Raw genomic sequence first — 21,134 nt, forward strand, 5'->3', positions numbered from 1 at the left:
CACAGACGCGTGCATCATATATTTGACAGGGGCGCGCGCGCAAGGCAATCTGGCGTACCCCCACTGCACGCAGGGTTTTGCGAACGCCCGCGCAGTCAGGCATCAATCATCCTTGGAAGGACCCCATCATGCCGCAATACCGCTCCCGCACCACCACCCACGGCCGCAACATGGCTGGCGCCCGCGCCCTGTGGCGCGCCACCGGCATGAAGGACGGCGACTTCGACAAGCCGATCATCGCCGTCGTCAACTCGTTTACCCAGTTCGTGCCGGGCCATGTGCACCTGAAGGACCTGGGGCAGATGGTGGCGCGCGAAATTGAAAAGGCGGGCGGCGTGGCCAAGGAGTTCAACACCATCGCCGTCGATGACGGCATCGCCATGGGCCACGGCGGCATGCTGTATTCGCTGCCTTCGCGCGACCTGATCGCCGACTCCGTCGAATACATGGTCAACGCCCACTGCGCCGACGCCATGGTCTGCATCTCGAACTGCGACAAGATCACGCCGGGCATGCTGATGGCCGCCATGCGCATCAACATCCCCGTCGTCTTCATCTCGGGCGGGCCGATGGAAGCGGGCAAGGTCGTCAAGGTGGTCAACGGCACGCAAAAGATCATCAAGCTGGACCTGGTCGACGCCATGATCAAGGCGGGCGACAGCACCGTGTCCGACGCCGACGTGGCGGAAATCGAACGTTCGGCCTGTCCCACCTGCGGTTCCTGCTCCGGCATGTTTACAGCCAACTCGATGAACTGTTTGACCGAAGCGCTGGGCCTGGCCCTGCCCGGCAACGGCACCATCCTGGCCACGCACTCGGACCGCCAGCAGCTGTTCCTGCGCGCGGGACGCCTGATCGTCGACCTGGCCAAGCGCCACTACGAGCACGATGATTACACGGTGCTGCCACGCTCGATCGCCACCAAGGCCGCGTTTGAAAACGCCATGGCGCTCGACGTCTCCATGGGCGGCTCGACCAACACCGTGCTGCACCTGCTGGCCGCCGCCCACGAGGCGGAAGTGGCATTCACGATGGCCGACATCGACCGCATCTCGCGCAAGGTGCCGTGCCTGTGCAAGGTGGCGCCGATGACGGACAAATACCATATCGAAGACGTGCACCGCGCCGGCGGCATCGTGGGGATCCTGGGCGAACTGGCCCGCGCCGGCCTGCTCAACACGACTTTGCCGACGATTCACGCGCCGACCCTGGCCGACGCCATCGCGCAAAACGACATCAAGTGCACGGACGACCCGGCAGTGCATGAACTGTTCCGCGCCGCCCCGGGCGGCGTGCCGACGCAGACGGCGTTCTCTCAGTCGGAGCGTTTCGCTGGCGTGGATACGGACCGTGCCACCGGCTGCATCCGCGACAAGGCCCACGCGTATTCGCAGGATGGCGGCCTGGCCGTCCTGTACGGCAACCTGGCCGAGAAGGGCTGCATCGTCAAGACGGCCGGCGTGGACGAAAGCATCCTTAAATTCTCGGGCAAGGCGCGCGTGTTCGAAAGCCAGGATGCGGCCGTCGCTGCGATCCTCGAAGACACCGTGCATGAAGGCGACGTCGTCATCATCCGCTACGAAGGCCCGAAGGGCGGCCCGGGCATGCAGGAAATGCTGTACCCGACCTCGTACATCAAGTCCAAGGGACTGGGCAAGGCGTGCGCGCTGTTCACGGACGGGCGCTTCTCGGGCGGTTCCTCGGGCCTGGTGATCGGCCACGCCTCGCCGGAAGCAGCCGAAGGCGGCGCCATCGGCCTGGTGGAAGAGGGCGACTTCATCGACATCGACATTCCCGAGCGCACCATCAACCTGCGCGTGACGGACGCCGAACTGGCCGCGCGCCGTGCCGCCATGGAAGCGAAGGGCGATGCGGCCTGGCTGCCCGTCAACCGTGATCGTTACGTGTCGCAGGCGCTGCAGGCGTATGCGGCCCTGACGACGTCGGCCGACCGTGGCGCCGTACGCGACCTGTCGCAGCTGAAAAAACGCTGAGCGTTGTAAAAACGCCGCACCGCCGCCCTGTTTCCCGGGGCGGGGCGGCGGGCGTTACATCGCCTTACAAACAACATGGGAATTGGTGCGCGCTTGGGGCAAAATAGCCTTGCCTCGGGTGTTTATGTATTTGAAACGCTTGATCTGGGCTCGTGGTGAACCTGCCGAAACACGGTAGAATGCCGGCAGGAAGTTACTCTGGAGAAAAGACAATGAAACGTTCCATGATGTTGGTAGGTGTATTGGCTGTGTCGGCATTGACTTCGCAAGTGGCGATGGCCAATCCGGACCTGGCGAAAGCCAAGAATTGCATGGCTTGCCACGCGGTGAGCACGAAACTGGTCGGCCCTGCGTTCAAGGACGTGGCTGCCAAGTACGCGGGTCAAAAAGACGCGGAAAACAAGCTCGTGGCGAAAGTCATGAAGGGCGGCTCCGGTACCTGGGGTGCGATCCCGATGCCAGCGAACCCGCAAGTGAGCGATGCCGAAGCCCACACCCTGATCAAATGGGTACTGGCACAGAAATAATCTGTGCCCTGGCAACACCCCATCAATGCGCCGGCAATCCCGGCGCGTTTTTTTTGTCCAAACCCAAGAGCACATACCGGGGTCGGCCCCTCAGGGTCCGACCCCGGCCCTCGCTTAAGGAGTCCGGGTATGTCCGCCGGCCAGCAAATTGCCCATGCCAGCCAAGGTGGCCCGCACCGCCTCGTCGAGCGGCGTATGCGGCTCCTGCCCCAGCACGGCCAGCAGCCGCGCATTGTCCATTGCCAAGGGTGTTTGCCACAGATAGCGCATCTCGCGCAGCTCGCGCACGGCTGCCACGAATGGCGACGCCAGGGCCATCAGCCACCAGGGGAAACGCCGTACGGCGGGCGTGGCGCCCTCCGCATGTTCCACCGCGCGCACTATCGCCGTCGTCATTTGCCGCCCGTCATGGTCCCAGTGCCCGGCCATATGAAAGCGCGCGAATGGCGGCAGGCGGTCGCGCACGCCCAGCAATTGCAGCATGGTGCGCGCCACGTCGGGCAGGTAGGACCACTGGTGGCCCACGCCGGGCGCGCCCGGGTACAGGATGCTGCGCACGGGCTGGCCCGCTTTCACCAGGCCCTGCGAAAACCAGTTGTTGCCGGCGCGGGGACCGAAGAAGTCGCCCGCGCGCACGATGATGACCTTCGCGCCCTGCGTGCTGGCCCGTTGCAGGCGCGCTTCCAGCTCCACGCGGATGACGCCCTTGCGCGTCAGCGGGCGCTGCGGCGCGTCTTCCGCCAGGACGTTTCCCGCTGCGGGGAAAACGTCGGGGCCAAAGTTGTACACCGTGCCTGGCAGCACGATGGTGGCGTTCCCGGCGATGGCCGCCGCGATGGTGTTGTCGAGCATGGGCAGCACCAGCTGGCCCCAGTTCCGGTAGCCGGGCGGGTTGACGGCATGCACGATCACCGAGCAGCCCCTGGCGGCCGCCATCACGTCCGCGCGCACCAGCGCATCGCCGCGCAACCACTCGATGCCGTCGCTGCGCGCCGCTTGCAGCTCGCCCCGCTTCAGGGCGCGCACCGTCCAACCCGCCGCCAGCAGCTGGCGCAGCATCTCGCCGCCGATGCCGCCCGTGGCGCCCAGTACCAATGCTGTTTTCGTCGTATCCATCATGTCCTCCTTGTGGTTGATGGCCCCAGTATCTGCCGCGCGCAGCTATTTGGGAATTGACGAACATCGGGCACACGCTATACATTTATGTATGACTACCTCGATTGCCTGGGAATACTATCGCTCGCTGCTGGCTGTGCTGGAGCACGGTTCGCTGTCGGCTGCCGCCCGCGCACTGGCCATCACGCAGCCGACAGTCGGCCGGCACATCGCCGCGCTGGAGCAGGCGCTGGGCGTGACCTTGTTTACGCGCTCGCAGCTGGGCCTGTTGCCGACGGAGGTCGCCCTGGCCCTGCGTCCGCATGCGGAAACCATGGAACACACGGCTGCGCTGATGCAGCGCGCCGCCAGCGGCCAGGGGCAAGGCGTCGTGGGCAGCGTGCGCATCGCGGCCAGCGAAGCGGTGGGTGTGGAGGTGCTGCCGCCGATCCTCGCCGGCTTGCGCGAACGCCATCCCGGCCTGGTCATCGAACTGGTACTGAGTAACAAGGTGCAGGACTTGCTGCGGCGCGAGGCGGACATCGCCGTGCGCATGCTGCGTCCGCGCCAGGAACAGCTGGTGGCGCGCAAGGTGGGCAATATCGAACTGGGCCTGCATGCGCATGAAGACTACCTGGCGCGCCACGGCATGCCGCAGGACTGGGCTGCGCTGGCGCAGCACGCCGTCATCGGCTACGACGAGGCGAGCCCGTTCGTGCGCAATGCGGGCGCGGCCTTCCAGGGATTGACGCGGGAACAGTTTGCCTGGCGCTGCGACAGCGACGTGGCGCACCTGGCCCTGATACGCGCGGGCGCCGGTATCGGCGTATGCCAGGCGGGCCTGGCGGCGCGCAATCCCGCCTTGCGGCGCGTGCTGCCGCAGGCGTTTTCACTGCCGATGGAAACGTGGGTGACCATGCATGAGGATTTGCGCGGCAGCCTGCGCTGCCGCGCAACCTTCGACGCGCTGGTCGAAGGCTTGCAAGCTTACGTGGCGACGCAGCCGCTTATTTGACCACTTCCATCTTGGTCTTCTTCCCGTCGCGATACGTGAACAAGGTCAGCGCGCCATCCTTGATGTCGCCATTGGCATCGAACGAGATCGGCCCCGTCACGCCCTGGTACTTGACCTTGGCCAGGAAGGGCAGGTAGACGGACGGTTTCGACGACTTGGCGTCGGCCATGGCGGTGGCCATGGTCATCACGGCGTCGTACACGTAGGGCGCGTACAGCTGCACTTCCATATTGTATTTCTGCTTGTAGCGGGCGCGGAAATCGTCCATGCCTTTTTGCTGCTCGCCCGTCACGCCGCCCGCTTCCGCGCACGTCACCACGTTTTCGCCCACGGCGTCGCCGGCCAGCTTGCCCAGCGGCTCCGTGCACAGGCCATCGCCGCCCATGAACTTGGCCTTGATGCCCAGCGCCTTCATCTGGCGCAGCATCGGGCCGCCCACGGAATCCATGCCGCCGAAGAAGATCAGGTCGGGATTTTTCGACTTGATGCTGGTCAAAATGGCATTGAAGTCGGTCGCGTTGGCGTTCGTAAATTCCTTGCCGACGATTTGCACGCCTGGCGCCGCCTTCTTGGCGCCCTTGACGAACTGTTCCGCCACGCCTTGTCCGTAGGCCGTGCGGTCGTCGATGACGGCGATTTTCTTCGCCTGCAGCTTGCCCACGGCATAGGCGCCCAGGGTGCCGCCCAATTTATTGTCATTGGCGACCACGCGGAAGGCCGTGTTGAATTTCTGCTGCGTGTAGGTGGGGTTGGTGGCGGCCGGCGAAATCTGCGGAATGCCGGCATTGAAGTAAATGCGCGAGGCGGGAATCGTCGTGCCCGAGTTCAAATGGCCGACGACGCCGTTGACCTTGGCGTCGACCAGCTTTTGCGCCACCGCCGTGCCCTGCTTGGGGTCGGCCGCGTCATCTTCGGCAACCAGCACGAATTTGACGGCCTTGCCGTCGATCTTGAAGCCTTTGGCGTTCAAGTCCTCGATGGCCATCTTGGCCGCGTTTTCATTATCCTTGCCCAGGTGGGAACTGGCGCCGGAGACCGGGGCGACATGGCCTATCTTGATGATTTCCTGCGCGCCCGCATGGCCGGCAAAGGTGAGGGCGATGGCGAACGGAAGGACTTTGGTCTTGAGCAGCATAAACATTCTCCAATGGATAAAGATACGGCGGCGTCTCGTGAAAACCGCTTCGAGGGGCGGTGCATGTGAAGAAAGGTACAACAAAAAACAGGCCGCGCAAAGCCGCATTTCGGGCTTTTTACATTTTGTCGCGACAATCACCAAACTGAGGCGCGATGCACCGATTTTATGGGCGTGAGTGCACCAAAGAATGGCGCTGGGAGGGGGAAGGGTGTAGGGAGGTGCTTGCTGCTAACCCCAACAACATCCGGGGTCAGACCCTGAGGGTGTTTAGTCGGCAGACATGGGTAACACTTTGTCGGGAGACATAGGTTACACATCAGACTTGCATTTTACGGCGAATCACGCAGGTTGATTCGACGTATTTCCTTGTGATAGTGGGTAGGGCGGCTTGCTTGTGCAGGTCGGCTGAGGGGACGCCGGCATAGTCGCGTAGGTCGGCTTAGCGCGCAGCGCGCAAGCCGACGATGCTGGCGATGCTCAGGGCTGCGCCGGTGGATGCAGGTGACCGAGTTCATGGCTCACCGCATGCGCCACGATCTGTTCCAGCGATTGCTGCAAGTCTTCGCGCAAGGCGCCGCGCATGCCGATCAGGGCGTTTTGCAGGGCCGTCTGCAGCACGTGGGCGATGCGCTCTTCCAGCAGGTGGTCGATCTTGCCTTGTACTTGATGCAGGATGCGCTGCGTCAGCCGCTGTTCGATGGCGTCCCAGTCGGGCTGCGCGCCGCTGGGTGGCAACGCTGGCGCTGCTTCGACTGCAGGCAAGGACGCAGGCACCGGCACCGGCGCGGACTCGGGCGCCGTTTCTGCCACGTCCGGCCCCAGCAGCACCTCCGTCAGCAGAGGGATGCCCTGGTCGAATGGCTGCTGGCTCATGCTTTGCCTGCCACGAAGTGGGTTGGCTGCACATTTTGCTGGCGATAGTGCAGGAAGCGCTGGCGGCCCGCCTGCGCATCTTGCTCGTCCATGGAAACGATCTCGAAGACGCGCTGGAATTGCGCGTAGCTGGCCGGAGGCAGCTGCGACAGGTTGACGAGGATGTCGTGGTGGGGCAACGCGGCCGTCTCGTCATCCGTCAGGATGATGGGCGTTTGCGCCGCCAGCGGGTCGCCGGCCAGCACGTGCGGCAGGAAATCCGTGGCGGAAAAGGTCCACATGGCGGTATTCAAGGCATCAAGCTGGACCGCGTCCGCGGCCAGCACGACGACCTTGTTGCCGGCCATGTAGGCCTTGCGCGCCAGGCGGCAGGCATAGGCCAGCTTGTCCGGCACGTTGCTGTGAAAGTCGACGCGGCTCATGGCGATCAAGCAGCCATGCCGCTGTGGCGCAGCAGGGCGTCGATCGACGGTTCGCGGCCACGGAAGGCCGTAAACGATTCCAGCGCCGGGCGCGAGCCGCCGACGGACAGGATCTCTTCCAGGTAGCGCTTGCCTGCCTGCGCGGTGGCGGCCGGTCCCAGCGCCCTGGCTTCCTCGAAAGCCGCATAGGCGTCGGCGGACAGCACCTCGGCCCATTTGTAGCTGTAGTAGCCAGCCGCGTAGCCGCCGGCAAAGATGTGTCCGAAGGCATTCTGGAAGCGGTTGAAGGCAGGCGGGATGAGCAGCGAAAACTGGGCGCGCACGCCGTCGATCAGCTGCTGCACGCTCTGGCCCGTGGCCGCGTCGTAGTCATAGTGCAAATGCATGTCGAGCAGGGAGAATTCCACCTGGCGCAGGGTTTGCAGGCCGGACTGGAAATTCTTGGCCGCCAGCATCTTGTCGTACAGCGCGCGTGGCAGCGGCTCTCCCGTGATGGCATGCGCCGTCATGTGTTCAAGCACTTCCCATTCCCAGCAGAAGTTTTCCATGAATTGCGACGGCAGTTCGACGGCATCCCATTCCACGCCGGCAATACCCGACACGCCCAGCTCGTCGACCACCGTCAGCATGTGGTGCAGGCCATGGCCGAATTCATGGAACAGGGTGATCACTTCATCGTGCGTGAACAGGGCAGGCTGGACTTTGCCATCGAGCACGGCCGGTTCCGTGAAATTGCAGGTCAGGTAGGCGATCGGCGTTTGCACCTGCTTGGCGTCGGCGCGGCGTCCCCGCGCGTCGTCCATCCAGGCGCCGTCGCTTTTCCCCGCGCGCGCATACAGGTCCAGGTAGAACTGGCCCACCAGCTTGCCGTCGCGTTCGATGCGGTAAAAACGCACATCCTTATGCCAGACGGGTGCTGTATCAAGCTCGATTGCGACGTTGAACAGGTTCTGGATCTGGCGGAACAGGCCGTCGATTACCTTGTGTTCAGGGAAATATTGTTTGACTTCCTGGGCCGAGAACGCGTAGCGGCGTTCCTGCAGCTTTTCGGACGCGTACGGCACGTCCCACGCCTGCAGCTCGGCGATGCCCAGTTCTTCGCGGGCAAATTGCTTCAGTTCCGCCAGGTCCTTCTCGGCGTACGGACGCGCGCGTTTGGCCAGGTCTTCCAGGAAGGCGATGACTTGCGCGGGCGAAGTGGCCATTTTCGACACCAGCGACACCTCGGCGAAATTGGCGTAGCCCAGCAGCTTGGCTTCCTCGTCGCGCAGTTTCAACAGGGTGACGATGTTCTGCGTATTGTCCCAGTCCTCTTTCTTGCTGAAAACCTCGCCCTGGTCCGACGCCTTGGTGGCGTTGGCGCGGTAGATGGTTTCGCGCAGGGCGCGGTTGTCGGCAAATTGCAGGATCGGGTAGTAGGACGGGAAGTGCAGCGAGAATTCATAGCCAGGCTTGTCTGCTTTCTCGGCGGCGGCGCGCGCGGCCGCCTTCACGTCGTCGGGCAGGCCGGCCAGGTCAGCTTCGCTATCGACCCGCAATTTGTAGTCATTGGTGGCATCGAGCACGTTTTCGGAAAAGCGCGTAGCGACGGCCGCATGTTCTTCCTGGATGGCGCCAAAGCGCTCCTTCTTGTCTTCTGCCAATTCGGCGCCACCGAGGCGGAAGTCGCGCACGGCATTGTCGACGATGCGCCGGCGTGCCGGCGACAGGCTGGCGAAATCGGCGCTGGCCTGCAATTGCTTGTATTTGCCGAACAGAATTTCGTTCTGGCCCAGCTCGGTCAAGAACTCCGTCACCTTGGGCAGGTTCGCATTGTAGGCGGCGCGCAGCTCGGGCGTATCGATCACGCTGTTCAAGTGGTTGACGATGCTCCAGGCGCGGCCCAGGGTTTCGGCGATCTGGTCCTGCGGCGCGACGAAGTTTTCCCAGCTGACTACTTCCATGGGCGCTTCCAGCTGCGCCACGGTGGCGCGCGCCTGTTCCAGGAGGGTATCGATGGCAGGCGTGACATGCTCGTGCGTGATCGCGTCGAAGCGTGGCAGGCCGGAAAAATCAAGCAGGGGATTGGTAGTCATCGTTAGTTCGTCCATTCTGTCTTCACATATGGAGCGCCTGAAAAACGTTCAGGGCAAGGCGCGGTGCCGAAGGCAGTACGAATAGTACGGCGAGGCACTGCAACGCAGCCATGGACGTTTTCTCAGGTGCTCCTCTTAGATGCGTTCGGCAGCTTCAACCGTATTCATCAATAACATGGTGATCGTCATCGGACCCACGCCACCCGGTACGGGGGTGATGTGCGAGGCGACTTCTTTCACGCCAGCAAAATCCACGTCACCGCAGAGCTTGCCTTCATCGTCGCGGTTCATGCCCACGTCGATGACGATGGCGCCCGGCTTGACCATGTCGGCCGTCAGGGTATTGCGGCGTCCGACGGCGGCCACGACCACGTCCGCCTGGCGCGTGTACAGGCCCAGGTCCGGCGTCGCACTATGGCAGATGGTGACGGTAGCGTTCGCTTGCAAGAGCAGCAGGGCCATCGGCTTGCCGACGGTGTTGCTGCGTCCAATGACGACGGCGTGCTTGCCGCGCAGGTCCACGCCCGTGCTTTCGATCAGCTTCATGCAGCCATACGGCGTGCAGGGGCGGAAGCCGGGCAGGCCCGTCATCAGTTCGCCGGCGCTCAGCACCGAGTAGCCGTCCACGTCTTTCGTCGTGGCGATCGCTTCGATGACCTTGTGCGGGTTGATGTGCTTGGGCAAGGGCATTTGCACGAGGATGCCGTGGATGGCGGGATCCGTGTTCAGGCTGGCGATGCGTGCCAGCAAGTCCGCCTCGGACAGGTCCGCTTCATATTTTTCCAGCACCGAGTGGAAACCCACGTCGCCGCAGGCCTTGACCTTGTTGCGAACATATACCTGGCTGGCCGGGTCTTCGCCGACGAGAATCACGGCCAGACCGGGCTGGATGCCCTTGGCGGTGAGGGCGGCGGCGCGCGTGGCGATCTCGCTGCGCAGTTTTTGGGAGAGGGCGATTCCGTCGATCAGTTGTGCTGGCATGATGGGGGCTGAGAGCTGTGGGAGGGAAAAGACAGATTATAAAGCCGGGCGGCGCAAAGGGGCGGTTTTGGCTTTTGGCGCCAAGCCGTTCAGTGAAAAAGTCATGACAACAGCGGGCCGGAGATGCAGGCCTGAGAAAATGCCGATGGCGGCGTTGCAGCTTCCTTGTCGTACTGGCGTACTGTCTGCGTCGCTGCGCCTTGCCATCGACATTTTTCAGGCCCGCTTGGCCCGAACAATAGCGGGCCGGAGACGCGGGCCTGAGAAAATGCCGATGGCGGCGTTGCAGTTCCTTGCCGTACTGGCGTACTGTCTGCATCGCTGCGCCTTGCCCTCGACATTGTTCAGGCCCGCTTGGCCCGAACAACAGCGGGCCGGAGACGCGGGCCTGAGAAAATGCCGATGGCGGCGTTGCAGCTCCTTGCCGTACTGGCGTACTGTTTGCATCGCTGCGCCTTGCCCTCGACATTTTGCAGGCCCGCTTGGCCCGAACAACAGCGGGCCGGAGACGCGGGCCTGAGAAAATGCCGATGGCGGCGTTGCAGCTCCTTGCCGTACTGGCGTACTGTCTGCGTCGCTGCGCCTTGCCATCAACATTTTTCAGGCCCGCTTGGCCCGAAGTGCCTGGGCGGGCGACTGGGGTTTTTTTTCATTTTGCCGGTGTGCTCGCGGGTCGTACCCCTGCCGAGATTTGCTTTCAAGGGGAAGAGGGCGCCAACCTGGCGGCATGATGGTGTTGGCGCCGCTATTTGCTACTCTGCTCATCCTAATTTCCGGACAGAATTTGCGGCACTGCAGCATAAATTCCATAGGGTGATTTCACGATACGAAATGCTATATCGTAATTTGAAAAATACTAAATACGCTGTTAGAATCCCCACACTAATCCATCTTAATAGTAAATAATCAGCGAAATACCGTCCGACAGCGATCCGGAAAATCGGGGTGGGGCGATCACAAAGGAGACTCAACAGATGTCAGCTCAACTGAACCAGGTAACGACACAGATCGGCACCGACCCGGATATGCAGGAAACCAAGGAGTGGCTGGACGCGCTCGAAGCCGTACTGGAAAATGAAGGTCCGGAACGCGCGCATTACCTGATGGAACGCCTGGTTGACCTGGCCCGCCGCCGTGGCGCCCAGATCCCGTTCTCCAGCACCACCGCCTACGTCAATACCATCCCCACCAAGCAAGAAGCACACTGTCCCGGCAACCTCGAATACGAAGAGCGCCTGCGCTCGTGGATGCGCTGGAACGCCATGGCGATGGTCGTCAAGGCCAACCGCGCCGACGGCGACCTGGGCGGCCACCTGTCGTCGTTTGCCTCGCTGGCGAACATGCTGGGTATTGGCTTCAACCACTTCTGGCACGCGCCGACGGCCGACCATGGCGGCGACCTGCTGTACATCCAGGGCCACTCCTCGCCTGGCGTCTACGCGCGCGCCTTCCTCGAAGGCCGCTTGACGGAAGAGCAGATGCTGAACTTCCGCAAGGAAGTCGACGGCAAGGGCCTGTCCTCGTACCCGCATCCAAAGCTGATGCCTGACTTCTGGCAGTTCCCGACCGTGTCGATGGGCCTGGGCCCGCACATGGCGATCTACCAGGCGCGTTTCCTGAAGTACCTGCACGCACGCGGCATCGCCAAGACCGACAACCGCAAGGTATGGGCTTTCTGCGGCGACGGCGAGATGGACGAGCCGGAATCCCTGGGCGCGATCGGCCTGGCCGCACGCGACATGCTCGACAACCTGGTCATCGTGGTCAACTGCAACCTGCAGCGCCTGGACGGCCCGGTACGCGGCAACACCAAGATCATCCAGGAACTGGAAGGCGAATTCCGTGGCGCCGGCTGGAACGTCGTCAAGGTCATCTGGGGCCCGGGCTGGGACGCCCTGCTGGCACAGGACAAGGATGGCATCTTGCAGCAAGTGATGATGGATACCGTCGATGGCGAGTACCAGAACTACAAGGCCAAGGATGGCGCCTACGTGCGCAAGCACTTCTTCGGCAAGCATCCGAAGCTGCTGGAAATGGTTGCCAACATGACGGACGACGACATCTGGCGCCTGACCCGTGGCGGCCACGATCCGCACAAGATCCACGCGGCCTTCAAGATCGCCCAGGAACACAAGGGCCAGCCGACCGTCCTGCTGGTGAAAACCATCAAGGGCTACGGCATGGGCAAGTCCGGCGAAGCGCGCAACACGGCGCACCAGACGAAAAAACTCGACGACGAAGCCATCCGCGAAATGCGCGACCGCTTCTCGCTGCCGATCCCGGACGACAAGCTGGCCGATATTCCATTCTTCAAGCCAGCCGACGACGCGCCGGAAATGATCTACCTGCACGAGCGCCGCAAGGCCCTGGGTGGCTACCTGCCGCAGCGCCGCCAGAAAGCCGAAGAAACCCTGCCCGTGCCTGCCCTGGACGCGTTCAAGAACGTGCTGGAAGCAACGCCGGAAGGCCGTGAAATCTCGACCACGCAAGCGTTCGTGCGCGTCATTTCGACCCTGCTGAAAGACCCGAACCTGGGCCAGCGCGTGGTGCCTATCCTGGTCGATGAATCGCGTACCTTCGGCATGGAAGGCCTGTTCCGCCAGATCGGCATCTACAACCCGAAAGGCCAGTTGTACGAGCCGGTCGACAAAGACCAGGTCATGTACTACCGCGAAGACAAGGCTGGCCAGATTCTGCAAGAGGGCATCAACGAAGCAGGCGGCATGAGCTCGTGGATCGCGGCGGCGACGTCGTATTCGACCAACGACCGCATCATGATCCCGTTCTACACCTTCTACTCGATGTTCGGCTTCCAGCGCATCGGCGACCAGGTGTGGGCTTCGGCCGACATGCGCGCCCGCGGCTTCCTGATGGGCGGCACGGCTGGCCGTACGACCTTGAACGGCGAAGGCTTGCAGCACGAAGATGGCCACAGCCATATCTTCGCCGCGACCATCCCGACCTGCATGCCGTACGATCCGACCTTCAGCCATGAAGTCGCCGTCATCATCCAGGACGGCCTGCGCCGCATGATCGCCAACCAGGAAGATGTGTTCTACTACATCACGATCATGAACGAGAACTACGCCCAGCCAGGCATCAAGCCAGGCCAGGAAGAAGGCATCCTGAAAGGCATGTACAAGCTGCAGGAAGGCTCGGCGGACGCCAAGCTGCGCGTACAGCTGATCGGCTGCGGCACCATCCTGCGCGAGTCGATCTTCGCCGCTGAGCTGTTGCAAAACGACTGGGGCGTGGCCGCGGACGTGTGGTCGGCGCCGTCGCTGACCCTGGTGGCCCGCGATGGCCAGGATGCGGAACGCTGGAACATGGTCAACCCGTCGAAAGAACAGCGCGTGCCTTACGTCACGTCGCTGCTGCAGGACACGGACGGCCCGATCGTCGCCACGACCGACTACATGCGCGCATTTGCAGAACAGATCCGCGCCTTCATGCCGAAGGGCCGCACTTATAAAGTGCTGGGCACCGATGGCTTTGGCCGCTCGGACAGCCGCGCCAAGCTGCGCGAGTTCTTCGAAGTGAACCGTTATTATGTCACCGTGGCCGCGCTCAAATCGCTGGCTGACGAAGGCAAGATCGACGTATCGGTAGTGGAGCAGGCGATCGCCAAGTACGGCATCGACGCGAACAAACCGAATCCGGTGACCCAGTAATCGTTAAGGGATCCGATCACGCCAGGGCAGTGCGCAAGCGCCGCCCTGGCGTGTCTGCGGGTCCATCTGACAAATAAAATAACGGAGCAAGCTATGAGCATTGTGGAAGTCAAAGTCCCGGATATCGGCGATTTCAAGGAAGTCGAGATCATTGAACTGATGGTCAAGCCAGGCGATACGGTCAAGGTCGACCAGTCCCTGATCACGGTCGAATCGGACAAGGCCAGCATGGAAATTCCATCGAGCCACGCCGGTGTCGTCAAGGAATTGAAAGTCAACGTGGGCGACAAGATCGCCGAAGGTTCGCTGGTCCTGCTGCTGGAAGTGGCGGACGACGCGTCGGTCCCGGTATCGGCGCCTGCGCCAGCCGCTGCCGCACCAGCTGCCGCACCTGCCGCTGAAGCCGCACCTGCCGCCGCTGCCGCGCCAGCACCTGCCGCCCCTTCCGGCGCGCCGGCCCTGGTCGAAGTGACCGTGCCTGATATCGGCGACTTCAAGGAAGTCGAAGTCATCGAACTGATGGTCAAGGTCGGCGACAGCATCAAGGTTGACCAGTCGCTGCTGACGGTGGAATCGGACAAGGCCAGCATGGAAATTCCATCGAGCCATGCCGGTATCGTCAAGGAATTGAAAGTCAAGGTCGGTGACAAGGTTGCCAAGGGTTCGCTGGTGCTGGTCGTGGAAACGACGGGCGGCGCTGCTGCTCCTGCAGCCGCTGGTGCGCCAGCGCAAGCAGCCGCCGCACCAGCCGCCGCCGTCGCTTCGGCACCCGTGCCTGCCGCAGCACCTGCTGCAGCCCCGGCTCCTGCCGCCGCACCTGCCGTCAACGGCAAACTGGCGCATGCATCGCCATCGATCCGCAAGTTCGCGCGCGAACTGGGCGTGGACCTGACCCGCGTGGGCGGTTCCGGCCCGAAAGGCCGCATCACCCAGGAAGACGTGCAGAACTTCGTCAAGGGTGTGATGTCGGGCGCTGTCGCCGCGCCAAATGCGCCGGTCGCCGCCAAAGGTGGTTCGGGCGTGGGCCTGGATCTGCTGCCATGGCCGTCGCTGGACTTCAGCAAGTTCGGCGCGACCGAACTGCTGCCGCTGTCGCGCATCAAGAAAATCTCCGGTCCGAACCTGCACCGCAACTGGGTCATGATCCCGCACGTCACGCAGTTCGACGAAGCGGACGTGACGGACCTGGAAGCGTTCCGCGTCGACACCAACGCCGCCAACGCGAAGAACAAGGATGCGGCCAAGCTGACCATGCTGGCCTTCGTCATCAAGGCGTCCGTTGCCGCGCTGAAGAAATTCCCCGCGTTTAACGCGTCGCTCGACGCCAAGGGCGAGAATCTGATCCTCAAGCAGTACTACAACATCGGCTTCGCGGCCGACACGCCGAACGGCCTGGTGGTTCCCGTGATCAAGGGCGCGGACCAGAAGTCGGTGTCGCAGATCGCCCGCGAAATGACGGAACTGTCCTTGCAGGCACGCGAAGGCAAGCTGAAACCGGCCGACATGCAGGGCGCCAGCTTCACGATTTCGTCCCTGGGCGGCATCGGCGGCACGCACTTCACGCCTATCGTCAATGCGCCGGAAGTGGCGATCCTGGGCCTGTCGAAAGCTTCGATCAAGCCGGTATGGGATGGCAAGGCCTTCCAGCCGCGTTTGATGATGGGCACCTCGCTGTCCTACGACCACCGCGTGGTCGATGGCGCGATGGGCGCGCGATTCTCCGTGTACCTCGGCGAAGTCCTGGCCGACATGCGCAAAATTCTGCTGTAAGGAGCGATTGATGAGCACAGTAGAGGTAAAAGTACCGAATATCGGCGACTTCAAGGAAGTCGAAGTCATCGAACTGATGGTCAAGGTCGGCGACACCATCAAGGTGGACCAGTCCCTGATCACGGTCGAATCGGACAAGGCCAGCATGGAGATTCCATCGACCCACGCCGGCGTCGTCAAGGAGTTGAAAGTCAAGGTTGGCGACAAGATCGCCGAAGGCAGCGCGCTGCTGGTGGTGGAAGCGTCGGAAGGTGCTGCAGCTCCCGCAGCCGCTCCGGCGGCCGCTCCCGCACCAGCAGCAGCTCCGGCTCCTGCAGCGGCGGCACCAGCTGCAGCCGTTGCCGCCATCCCGGCCGGCAATTACAGCGGCCAGGTCGACATCGACGTCGACATGATGGTGCTGGGTGGCGGTCCTGGCGGCTATTCGGCCGCATTCCGCGCGGCCGACCTGGGCATGTCGACGGTCATCGTCGAGCGCTACGCGACCCTGGGCGGCGTGTGCCTGAACGTGGGCTGCATCCCGTCGAAGGCGCTGCTGCACGTGGCCTCCGTCATCGATGAAACGGCGCACATGTCCAACACGGGCGTGACGTTTGCCAAGCCGACCATCGACATCGACCAGGTACGCAAGTACAAGGAAGGCGTGATCTCGAACATGACGGGCGGCCTGGCCGGCATGGCCAAGGCGCGCAAGACGCAAGTGGTCACGGGCGTGGGCCAGTTCCTCTCCGCCAACCACATCGAGGTGACGGCAGGCGACGGCTCGAAAAAAGTCGTGCAGTTCAAGCAAGCCATCATCGCCGCCGGTTCGTCCGTGGTGAAGCTGCCATTCGTGCCGGAAGATCCGCGCATCGTCGATTCGACGGGTGCGCTGGAACTGCGCCAGATCCCGAAACGCATGCTGGTCATTGGCGGCGGCATCATCGGCCTGGAAATGGCCACCGTGTATTCGACTTTCGGCGCGCGCATCGACGTGGTCGAAATGATGGATGGCCTGATGCAGGGCGCGGACCGCGACGCCGTCAAGGTGTGGCAGAAGTTCAACGAGAAGCGCTTCGACAACATCATGACCAAGACCAAGACGGTCGCGGTGGAAGCGCTGCCGGAAGGCATCAAGGTCACGTTTGAAGCTGCCGAAGCAGGTGCCACGGCACCGGCGCCACAGATCTACGACCTGGTATTGGTGGCCGTGGGCCGCAGCCCGAACGGCAAGAAGCTGGCCGCCGACAAGGCGGGCGTGCAAGTGACGGACCGCGGTTTCATCAACGTCGACAGCCAGATGCGCACCAACGTGCCGAACATCTTCGCCATCGGCGACCTGGTGGGCCAGCCGATGCTGGCGCACAAGGCCGTGCATGAAGCCCACGTTGCAGCGGAAGCGGCTGCCGGCCAGAAGTCGCACTTCGACGTCAAGGTGATCCCGTCGGTCGCCTACACGGACCCGGAAGTGGCATGGGCCGGCATCACGGAAGATGAAGCGAAAGCCAAGGGCATCAAGGTCGAGAAGGGCCACTTCCCATGGGCAGCTTCGGGCCGCGCCGTGGCCAACGGCCGCGCCGAAGGCTTCACCAAGCTGCTGTTCGATGCGGAAACGCACCGCATCATCGGCGGCACCATCGTCGGTACGCATGCGGGCGACATGATCGGCGAGATCGCGCTGGCCATTGAAATGGGCTGCGACGGCACCGACATCGGCAAGACCATCCACCCGCACCCGACCCTGGGCGAGTCGATCGGCATGGCCGCCGAAGTGTACGAAGGCGTATGCACGGACCTGCCGCCACCGCGCAAGCGCTGATGTTGTAGCACTAAAAACCCCGCAAGCGATTGCGGGGTTTTTTATTATTCAACTGCGATGAAACACTTCATCGTCCGCTCGCATGCGGGGGACAGGTGAACGATGAGGCGGCGAAATGGGCTGCGACGGCACCGACATCGGCAAGACCATTCACCCGCACCCGACCCTGGGCGAGTCGATCGGCAGGTCGGCAAAAGCGCGCGGAAGCAGGCGTGTGCACGGACTTGCCGCCACCGCGCAAGCGCTGATAAAACATTAACTTTCAGTACGGAAAAACCGGGACTTGTTCCCGTTTTTTTTATATTCCTTGCCTTCAGGATAGTAAAACGTGGCGCGGCGGCGTCATGTGAAAATTGGTGAGTATTGCCACACGGAAAAAGTGGCAGAATGGAGGCCTGTAACCATGTTTCGCTCGCGCTTGCCCAGGGGCGTGTGAATTTTCCTGAACGTTGCCAGTGTCCGGTCAAGTTCGGCTGTACTGTGAAAGTTTTGCAACAATGAAAAAATTTACCGCCCTCCATATTTCCGATGTCCGCTTGCGCCGGAACGATGAGCAAGAGCAGGCCGTGATGTTGCATGCCTTGTATCAGGACGTGTCAGCCATGCTGGCGGCGGGCAGGCAGATCGATGCGATTTTCTTCACGGGCCAGCTGGTGGCGCCTGATGCCTGCGATGACACGACGCCCGTGTATGTCTACGAATACTTCCTGCGTCCCTTGTTGCAGGCGGCTTGCCTGCCTGGCGCGCGCTTTTATCTGGTGCCGGGCAGCCGCGTGCAGGGCGTTGCGGCCGCGGCGCTGGGCAATGCCGGTTTCAGTTTCTTTGCTGCCGATGAGCAGGCCAGTGCGGAGCAGCGCGCGCGCTACAAGAATATTCACGCCGTCTTCCATGGACACCAGCATACGGGCGACGCCAGTTCGCTGATGAAGTCGCTGGGAATCTTGTTTAAAAGCAATCCTGGCAGTCTGTATGGGGCACACGGCCAGATGGCCGCGTATGCCGTGCTGGAATTTGGCACCCAGGCGGCCGAGGGCGGCGCGCCCGCCTCGCCCTGGACGGTGGCCTTGCGTGAATTCGATGATGTGAGCAAGAGCTTTGCCCTGTCGGTGCTGTACACGCCGAATGGCCAGGAAACGGGGCAGATGGATGCGGAATACGTGTTTGCCACCCTGCTGCCGCAACTGGCCGGCGAACCCGTGTATTTTGAAGGCTTGCTGGGCAAGGCGGCGCAGCAGCAGCGCGTGCCCGTGGGCGGCGCCGCCGATGCGCGGGAATTCCTGATTGAACTGGCCTTTGTCATGTTCGAGGCCAAGACCCTGTTCCTGGAGCAGGCGCAGCTTGAGCGCTTTGCCAGCGACTATTGCGCCGTGAAGGGCTGGGGCTTGCCGGCTTCCGACTGGCTGGCGCCGCTGTACCGCCATGGTTTGCTGCTGCAGGCCGATGGGCAAGTGGCGTTTGCCTTCGATTACTTCCGCACCTATTTCCTCGCGCAGCGCTTTGAAACCTCGTTCGACCTGATGCGCTATGGTCCCGAACGCCATGACGGCAGTGAGTCTTCACTCAGCTTTGACGGCGCGTCGGCGGCCCAGCCATTCCTGCGGGCGCTGGGCCTGGGCGGCGAACGCCCAGAGGCGCCAGCCGCGCCGGCGGCCATGCCGCAAGACTGCAGCCGCCCTGGCTGAGCCTGTGGCGTGAGGCGCTTCAGCCGGCCGCTGGCGGCTGGCGCAAGGTGCCGCGCAGGAACAGGTCGAGGCCGGCTGCGACCTTGAGGCGCAGCTGCGCCACATCGGGTTGCGCCGGCGGCGGGAACAGCAGACGCGACATCTGGTCGCCGAGCAGGCAGTTGAGCAGGTGCAAGGCCATCACGGAGGCCGTCAATTCTGCGCGAAACAGCGGCGCGATATCGGGCCGGCTGAAAAATCGCGTCAGCATCTCGCGCGTCTGCCCCGGTCCCACTTTATAAAACGTTTCCGCCAGTTCCGGGTGCGTGGCCGCTTCCGCCACCACCATGCGGTTCAGGCGGATGGCCGCCGGCATGGTTACCAGCTGCACGAACAGCAGGCCGAACTCGCCCAGGATGGTGGCCAGCGGACGCATGTCCGTTTCCAGTGCCGGCATGGTGGAGAAATACGCGGCGCGGCGCTGTTCCACCACGGCGTTGAACAGGCCCGACTTGCCGCCAAATTTCACATAAATCGTCCGTACGGCCACGTGGGCTTCGCGGGCGATCATTTCCAGACTCACTTTTCCATACCCTTTTTCCAGGAACAGGCAACCGGCCGTGTGCAGCAGGTTTTCCATGCGTGCCTCCATGTCGGCGGCACGCGGGCGGCCGGCCGGCTTGCCGCAGCAGCTCAGCTCCTGGGCAGTGTCGGTGTCGGTAGGGCTGTCGGTAGGCAAGGTGTCGCTGAGGCCGGGATCGGGCATGGTCGGGGTCTCTTTACAGGTTGGAAGGTGAGTGATGGCTCACACTGTAGTGCAAATTAAAATGAAATGCAATCGTTTCATTTCTTGACTTTGCCTTTTCTTTGACCAATAATGAACATATATCATTTCATTTTCGGAGCGCAGTATGTCGAACCAGCCTGGCCAAGCAGAACAAAAAGTGCTTAGCGCCGTCCCACCCGCGGCACCCGCCGCACCGTCCACGCCCGCCGCACCTGCCAGCTCCGCCGCACCGAACCACCGCGTGAAGATCATCGCCGGCCTGATCGTGCTCGTCGCCCTGGGCGCCGGCGCCCGCATGTGGTACCGCAGCCACTATTTCGTGGAAACGGAAAACGCCTATGTGGCCGGCCACGTGCACCCTGTATCGGCGCGCATTTCCGGCGTCGTCACCAAGGTCTTCATCGACGACAACCAGATGGTGAAAGAGGGCGACGTGATCGCCGAACTCGATCCTTTCGACCAGCGCGTGAAAACCGAGCAGATCGCCGCGCAGATCGCCAGCGCCGAGCAGCAAGTGCTGCAGGCCGAGGCGCAGATCGCGCAAGTGCAGGCGCAAGCGAGCGCCAGCCAGGCGCAAGTGGCGCAAGCGGACGCGCAATTGCTGCGCGCGAAACAGGATGCCGAGCGTTTCGGCCAGCTGTATACGAGCCAGATGAAAGCCGTCTCGAAAGCGGAACTGGACGCGGCCAACGCGGCCCGCTCCAGCGCCGTGGCCGACCTGGCCGCCCGCCGCGACAGCGCTTCCGCCGCCAAGGCGCAGATCGGTGCGGCGCAAGCTGCGCGCGACGTCGCCAAGGCGCAAGTGGCCGTGCTGCGCGTGCAATTGAAGGACGCGGAACAGCAGCTGCAATACAACCGTATCCTGGCGCCCGTCGCCGGCCGCATCGGCAAGCGCAACGTGGAAACGGGCATGCGCGTGCAGCCTGGCCAGCAGTTAACGGCCATCGTGCAGGACAACGTCTGGGTCACCGCCAACTTCAAGGAAACGCAACTGGCCGACCTGCACCGCGGCCAGAGCGTGCACGTGTCCATCGACGCCATGCCGGGCAAGAAACTGGTGGGTACCGTGGACAGCTTCGCGCCGGCATCGGGCGCGCAATTCGCGCTGCTGCCAGCCGATAACGCCACCGGCAACTTCACCAAGATCGTCCAGCGCGTGCCAGTGAAAATCGTCTTCCAGCCGCAGGACATCAAGGCCATGAATGGCCGCCTGGTGCCGGGCATGTCGGTGATCGCCGAAGTGGAAGTCAACCAGCCTGACACGCAGCCGGCCGCGCAGCACGCCGCCGCGCCAGCTGATTCTGCCGCACAGACCGCCGCCCGCTAA

The 21,134-nt window shown here is 62.9% G+C and carries 15 protein-coding genes; 8 read left to right on the plus strand and 7 right to left on the minus strand.

Annotation, left to right across the window (positions count from 1 at the left end; translation table 11 throughout):
* Nucleotides 1–128 precede the first annotated feature (128 nt).
* Both ilvD and ACQ4WR_RS06445 read left to right on the plus strand, forming a co-directional pair.
* On the plus strand, nt 129–1,994 hold the full coding sequence (gene ilvD / locus ACQ4WR_RS06440) for a dihydroxy-acid dehydratase (RefSeq protein ID WP_436486055.1): 1,866 nt from the start codon (nt 129–131) through the stop codon (nt 1,992–1,994).
* A 227-nt stretch (nt 1,995–2,221) separates the two neighbouring features.
* The gene (locus tag ACQ4WR_RS06445; RefSeq protein WP_102292700.1) at nt 2,222–2,521 is read left to right on the plus strand and encodes a c-type cytochrome; all 300 of its coding nucleotides are present in this window, start codon (nt 2,222–2,224) and stop codon (nt 2,519–2,521) included.
* A gap of 114 nt (nt 2,522–2,635) precedes the next feature.
* On the opposite strand, the gene ACQ4WR_RS06450 is transcribed toward ACQ4WR_RS06445, so the two are convergent.
* Nucleotides 2,636–3,640, minus strand: coding sequence for an NAD(P)H-binding protein (locus tag ACQ4WR_RS06450; protein ID WP_436486057.1), 1,005 nt, complete (start codon nt 3,638–3,640; stop codon nt 2,636–2,638).
* Between the two features lie 88 nt (nt 3,641–3,728).
* Between ACQ4WR_RS06450 and ACQ4WR_RS06455 the strand changes: the two genes are divergently transcribed.
* A complete protein-coding gene (locus ACQ4WR_RS06455) occupies nt 3,729–4,631 on the plus strand; it encodes a LysR family transcriptional regulator (protein ID WP_436486059.1) in 903 nt (300 codons plus the stop codon).
* Here the strand turns inward: ACQ4WR_RS06455 and ACQ4WR_RS06460 are convergent.
* From ACQ4WR_RS06460 to folD, 5 genes are all read right to left on the minus strand, one after another.
* Nucleotides 4,624–5,766, minus strand: coding sequence for a branched-chain amino acid ABC transporter substrate-binding protein (locus tag ACQ4WR_RS06460; protein WP_436486061.1), 1,143 nt, complete (start codon nt 5,764–5,766; stop codon nt 4,624–4,626). The genes ACQ4WR_RS06455 and ACQ4WR_RS06460 overlap by 8 nt on opposite strands.
* 480 nt (nt 5,767–6,246) lie before the next feature.
* A complete protein-coding gene (locus tag ACQ4WR_RS06465) occupies nt 6,247–6,642 on the minus strand; it encodes a DUF2486 family protein (protein ID WP_436486063.1) in 396 nt (131 codons plus the stop codon).
* Nucleotides 6,639–7,064: a DNA polymerase III subunit chi gene (locus ACQ4WR_RS06470; RefSeq protein WP_102292678.1), complete on the minus strand. Its 426-nt coding sequence runs from the start codon at nt 7,062–7,064 to the stop codon at nt 6,639–6,641. The genes ACQ4WR_RS06465 and ACQ4WR_RS06470 overlap by 4 nt, the downstream gene beginning before the upstream one ends.
* 5 nt (nt 7,065–7,069) lie before the next feature.
* A complete protein-coding gene (locus ACQ4WR_RS06475; protein WP_436486065.1) occupies nt 7,070–9,139 on the minus strand; it encodes a M3 family metallopeptidase in 2,070 nt (689 codons plus the stop codon).
* 135 nt (nt 9,140–9,274) lie between these two features.
* A complete protein-coding gene (gene folD, locus ACQ4WR_RS06480; RefSeq protein ID WP_072455517.1) occupies nt 9,275–10,120 on the minus strand; it encodes a bifunctional methylenetetrahydrofolate dehydrogenase/methenyltetrahydrofolate cyclohydrolase FolD in 846 nt (281 codons plus the stop codon).
* 974 nt (nt 10,121–11,094) lie between these two features.
* Here folD and aceE point away from each other — a divergent pair.
* From aceE to ACQ4WR_RS06500, 4 genes are all read left to right on the plus strand, one after another.
* Nucleotides 11,095–13,791 carry a pyruvate dehydrogenase (acetyl-transferring), homodimeric type gene (gene aceE / locus ACQ4WR_RS06485; protein WP_436486067.1) on the plus strand — a complete coding sequence of 899 codons (2,697 nt, stop codon included), beginning with the start codon at nt 11,095–11,097 and terminating at the stop codon, nt 13,789–13,791.
* A gap of 93 nt (nt 13,792–13,884) precedes the next feature.
* Complete coding sequence (gene aceF / locus ACQ4WR_RS06490; RefSeq protein WP_436486069.1) at nt 13,885–15,561, plus strand: dihydrolipoyllysine-residue acetyltransferase; 1,677 nt, start codon at nt 13,885–13,887, stop codon at nt 15,559–15,561.
* 10 nt (nt 15,562–15,571) lie between these two features.
* A complete protein-coding gene (gene lpdA, locus ACQ4WR_RS06495; protein ID WP_436486070.1) occupies nt 15,572–17,359 on the plus strand; it encodes a dihydrolipoyl dehydrogenase in 1,788 nt (595 codons plus the stop codon).
* A gap of 497 nt (nt 17,360–17,856) precedes the next feature.
* Nucleotides 17,857–19,041, plus strand: a complete 1,185-nt coding sequence (locus ACQ4WR_RS06500; RefSeq protein ID WP_436486072.1) for a hypothetical protein — start codon at nt 17,857–17,859, stop codon at nt 19,039–19,041.
* Between the two features lie 19 nt (nt 19,042–19,060).
* Here the strand turns inward: ACQ4WR_RS06500 and ACQ4WR_RS06505 are convergent, their stop codons facing one another.
* Complete coding sequence (locus tag ACQ4WR_RS06505) at nt 19,061–19,786, minus strand: TetR/AcrR family transcriptional regulator (protein WP_436486073.1); 726 nt, start codon at nt 19,784–19,786, stop codon at nt 19,061–19,063.
* A gap of 145 nt (nt 19,787–19,931) precedes the next feature.
* Between ACQ4WR_RS06505 and ACQ4WR_RS06510 the strand changes: the two genes are divergently transcribed.
* A complete protein-coding gene (locus ACQ4WR_RS06510; protein ID WP_436486075.1) occupies nt 19,932–21,134 on the plus strand; it encodes an HlyD family secretion protein in 1,203 nt (400 codons plus the stop codon).

The sequence above is a fragment of the Janthinobacterium amylolyticum genome, from assembly GCF_051380655.1.
In the GTDB taxonomy this organism is placed as follows: domain Bacteria; phylum Pseudomonadota; class Gammaproteobacteria; order Burkholderiales; family Burkholderiaceae_D; genus Janthinobacterium.

Bases quoted from the DNA above. Each gene is read 5' to 3' on its own strand.
- ACQ4WR_RS06450 (WP_436486057.1), bottom strand. From the start codon at position 3,640: ATGATGGATACGACGAAAACAGCATTGGTACTGGGCGCCACGGGCGGC.
- ACQ4WR_RS06500 (WP_436486072.1), top strand. From the start codon at position 17,857: ATGAAAAAATTTACCGCCCTCCATATTTCCGATGTCCGCTTGCGCCGG.
- ilvD (WP_436486055.1), top strand. From the start codon at position 129: ATGCCGCAATACCGCTCCCGCACCACCACCCACGGCCGCAACATGGCT.
- ACQ4WR_RS06455 (WP_436486059.1), top strand. From the start codon at position 3,729: ATGACTACCTCGATTGCCTGGGAATACTATCGCTCGCTGCTGGCTGTG.
- lpdA (WP_436486070.1), top strand. From the start codon at position 15,572: ATGAGCACAGTAGAGGTAAAAGTACCGAATATCGGCGACTTCAAGGAA.
- aceE (WP_436486067.1), top strand. From the start codon at position 11,095: ATGTCAGCTCAACTGAACCAGGTAACGACACAGATCGGCACCGACCCG.
- ACQ4WR_RS06510 (WP_436486075.1), top strand. From the start codon at position 19,932: ATGTCGAACCAGCCTGGCCAAGCAGAACAAAAAGTGCTTAGCGCCGTC.
- ACQ4WR_RS06505 (WP_436486073.1), bottom strand. From the start codon at position 19,786: ATGCCCGATCCCGGCCTCAGCGACACCTTGCCTACCGACAGCCCTACC.
- ACQ4WR_RS06465 (WP_436486063.1), bottom strand. From the start codon at position 6,642: ATGAGCCAGCAGCCATTCGACCAGGGCATCCCTCTGCTGACGGAGGTG.
- aceF (WP_436486069.1), top strand. From the start codon at position 13,885: ATGAGCATTGTGGAAGTCAAAGTCCCGGATATCGGCGATTTCAAGGAA.
- ACQ4WR_RS06470 (WP_102292678.1), bottom strand. From the start codon at position 7,064: ATGAGCCGCGTCGACTTTCACAGCAACGTGCCGGACAAGCTGGCCTAT.
- ACQ4WR_RS06445 (WP_102292700.1), top strand. From the start codon at position 2,222: ATGTTGGTAGGTGTATTGGCTGTGTCGGCATTGACTTCGCAAGTGGCG.
- ACQ4WR_RS06475 (WP_436486065.1), bottom strand. From the start codon at position 9,139: ATGACTACCAATCCCCTGCTTGATTTTTCCGGCCTGCCACGCTTCGAC.
- ACQ4WR_RS06460 (WP_436486061.1), bottom strand. From the start codon at position 5,766: ATGCTGCTCAAGACCAAAGTCCTTCCGTTCGCCATCGCCCTCACCTTT.
- folD (WP_072455517.1), bottom strand. From the start codon at position 10,120: ATGCCAGCACAACTGATCGACGGAATCGCCCTCTCCCAAAAACTGCGC.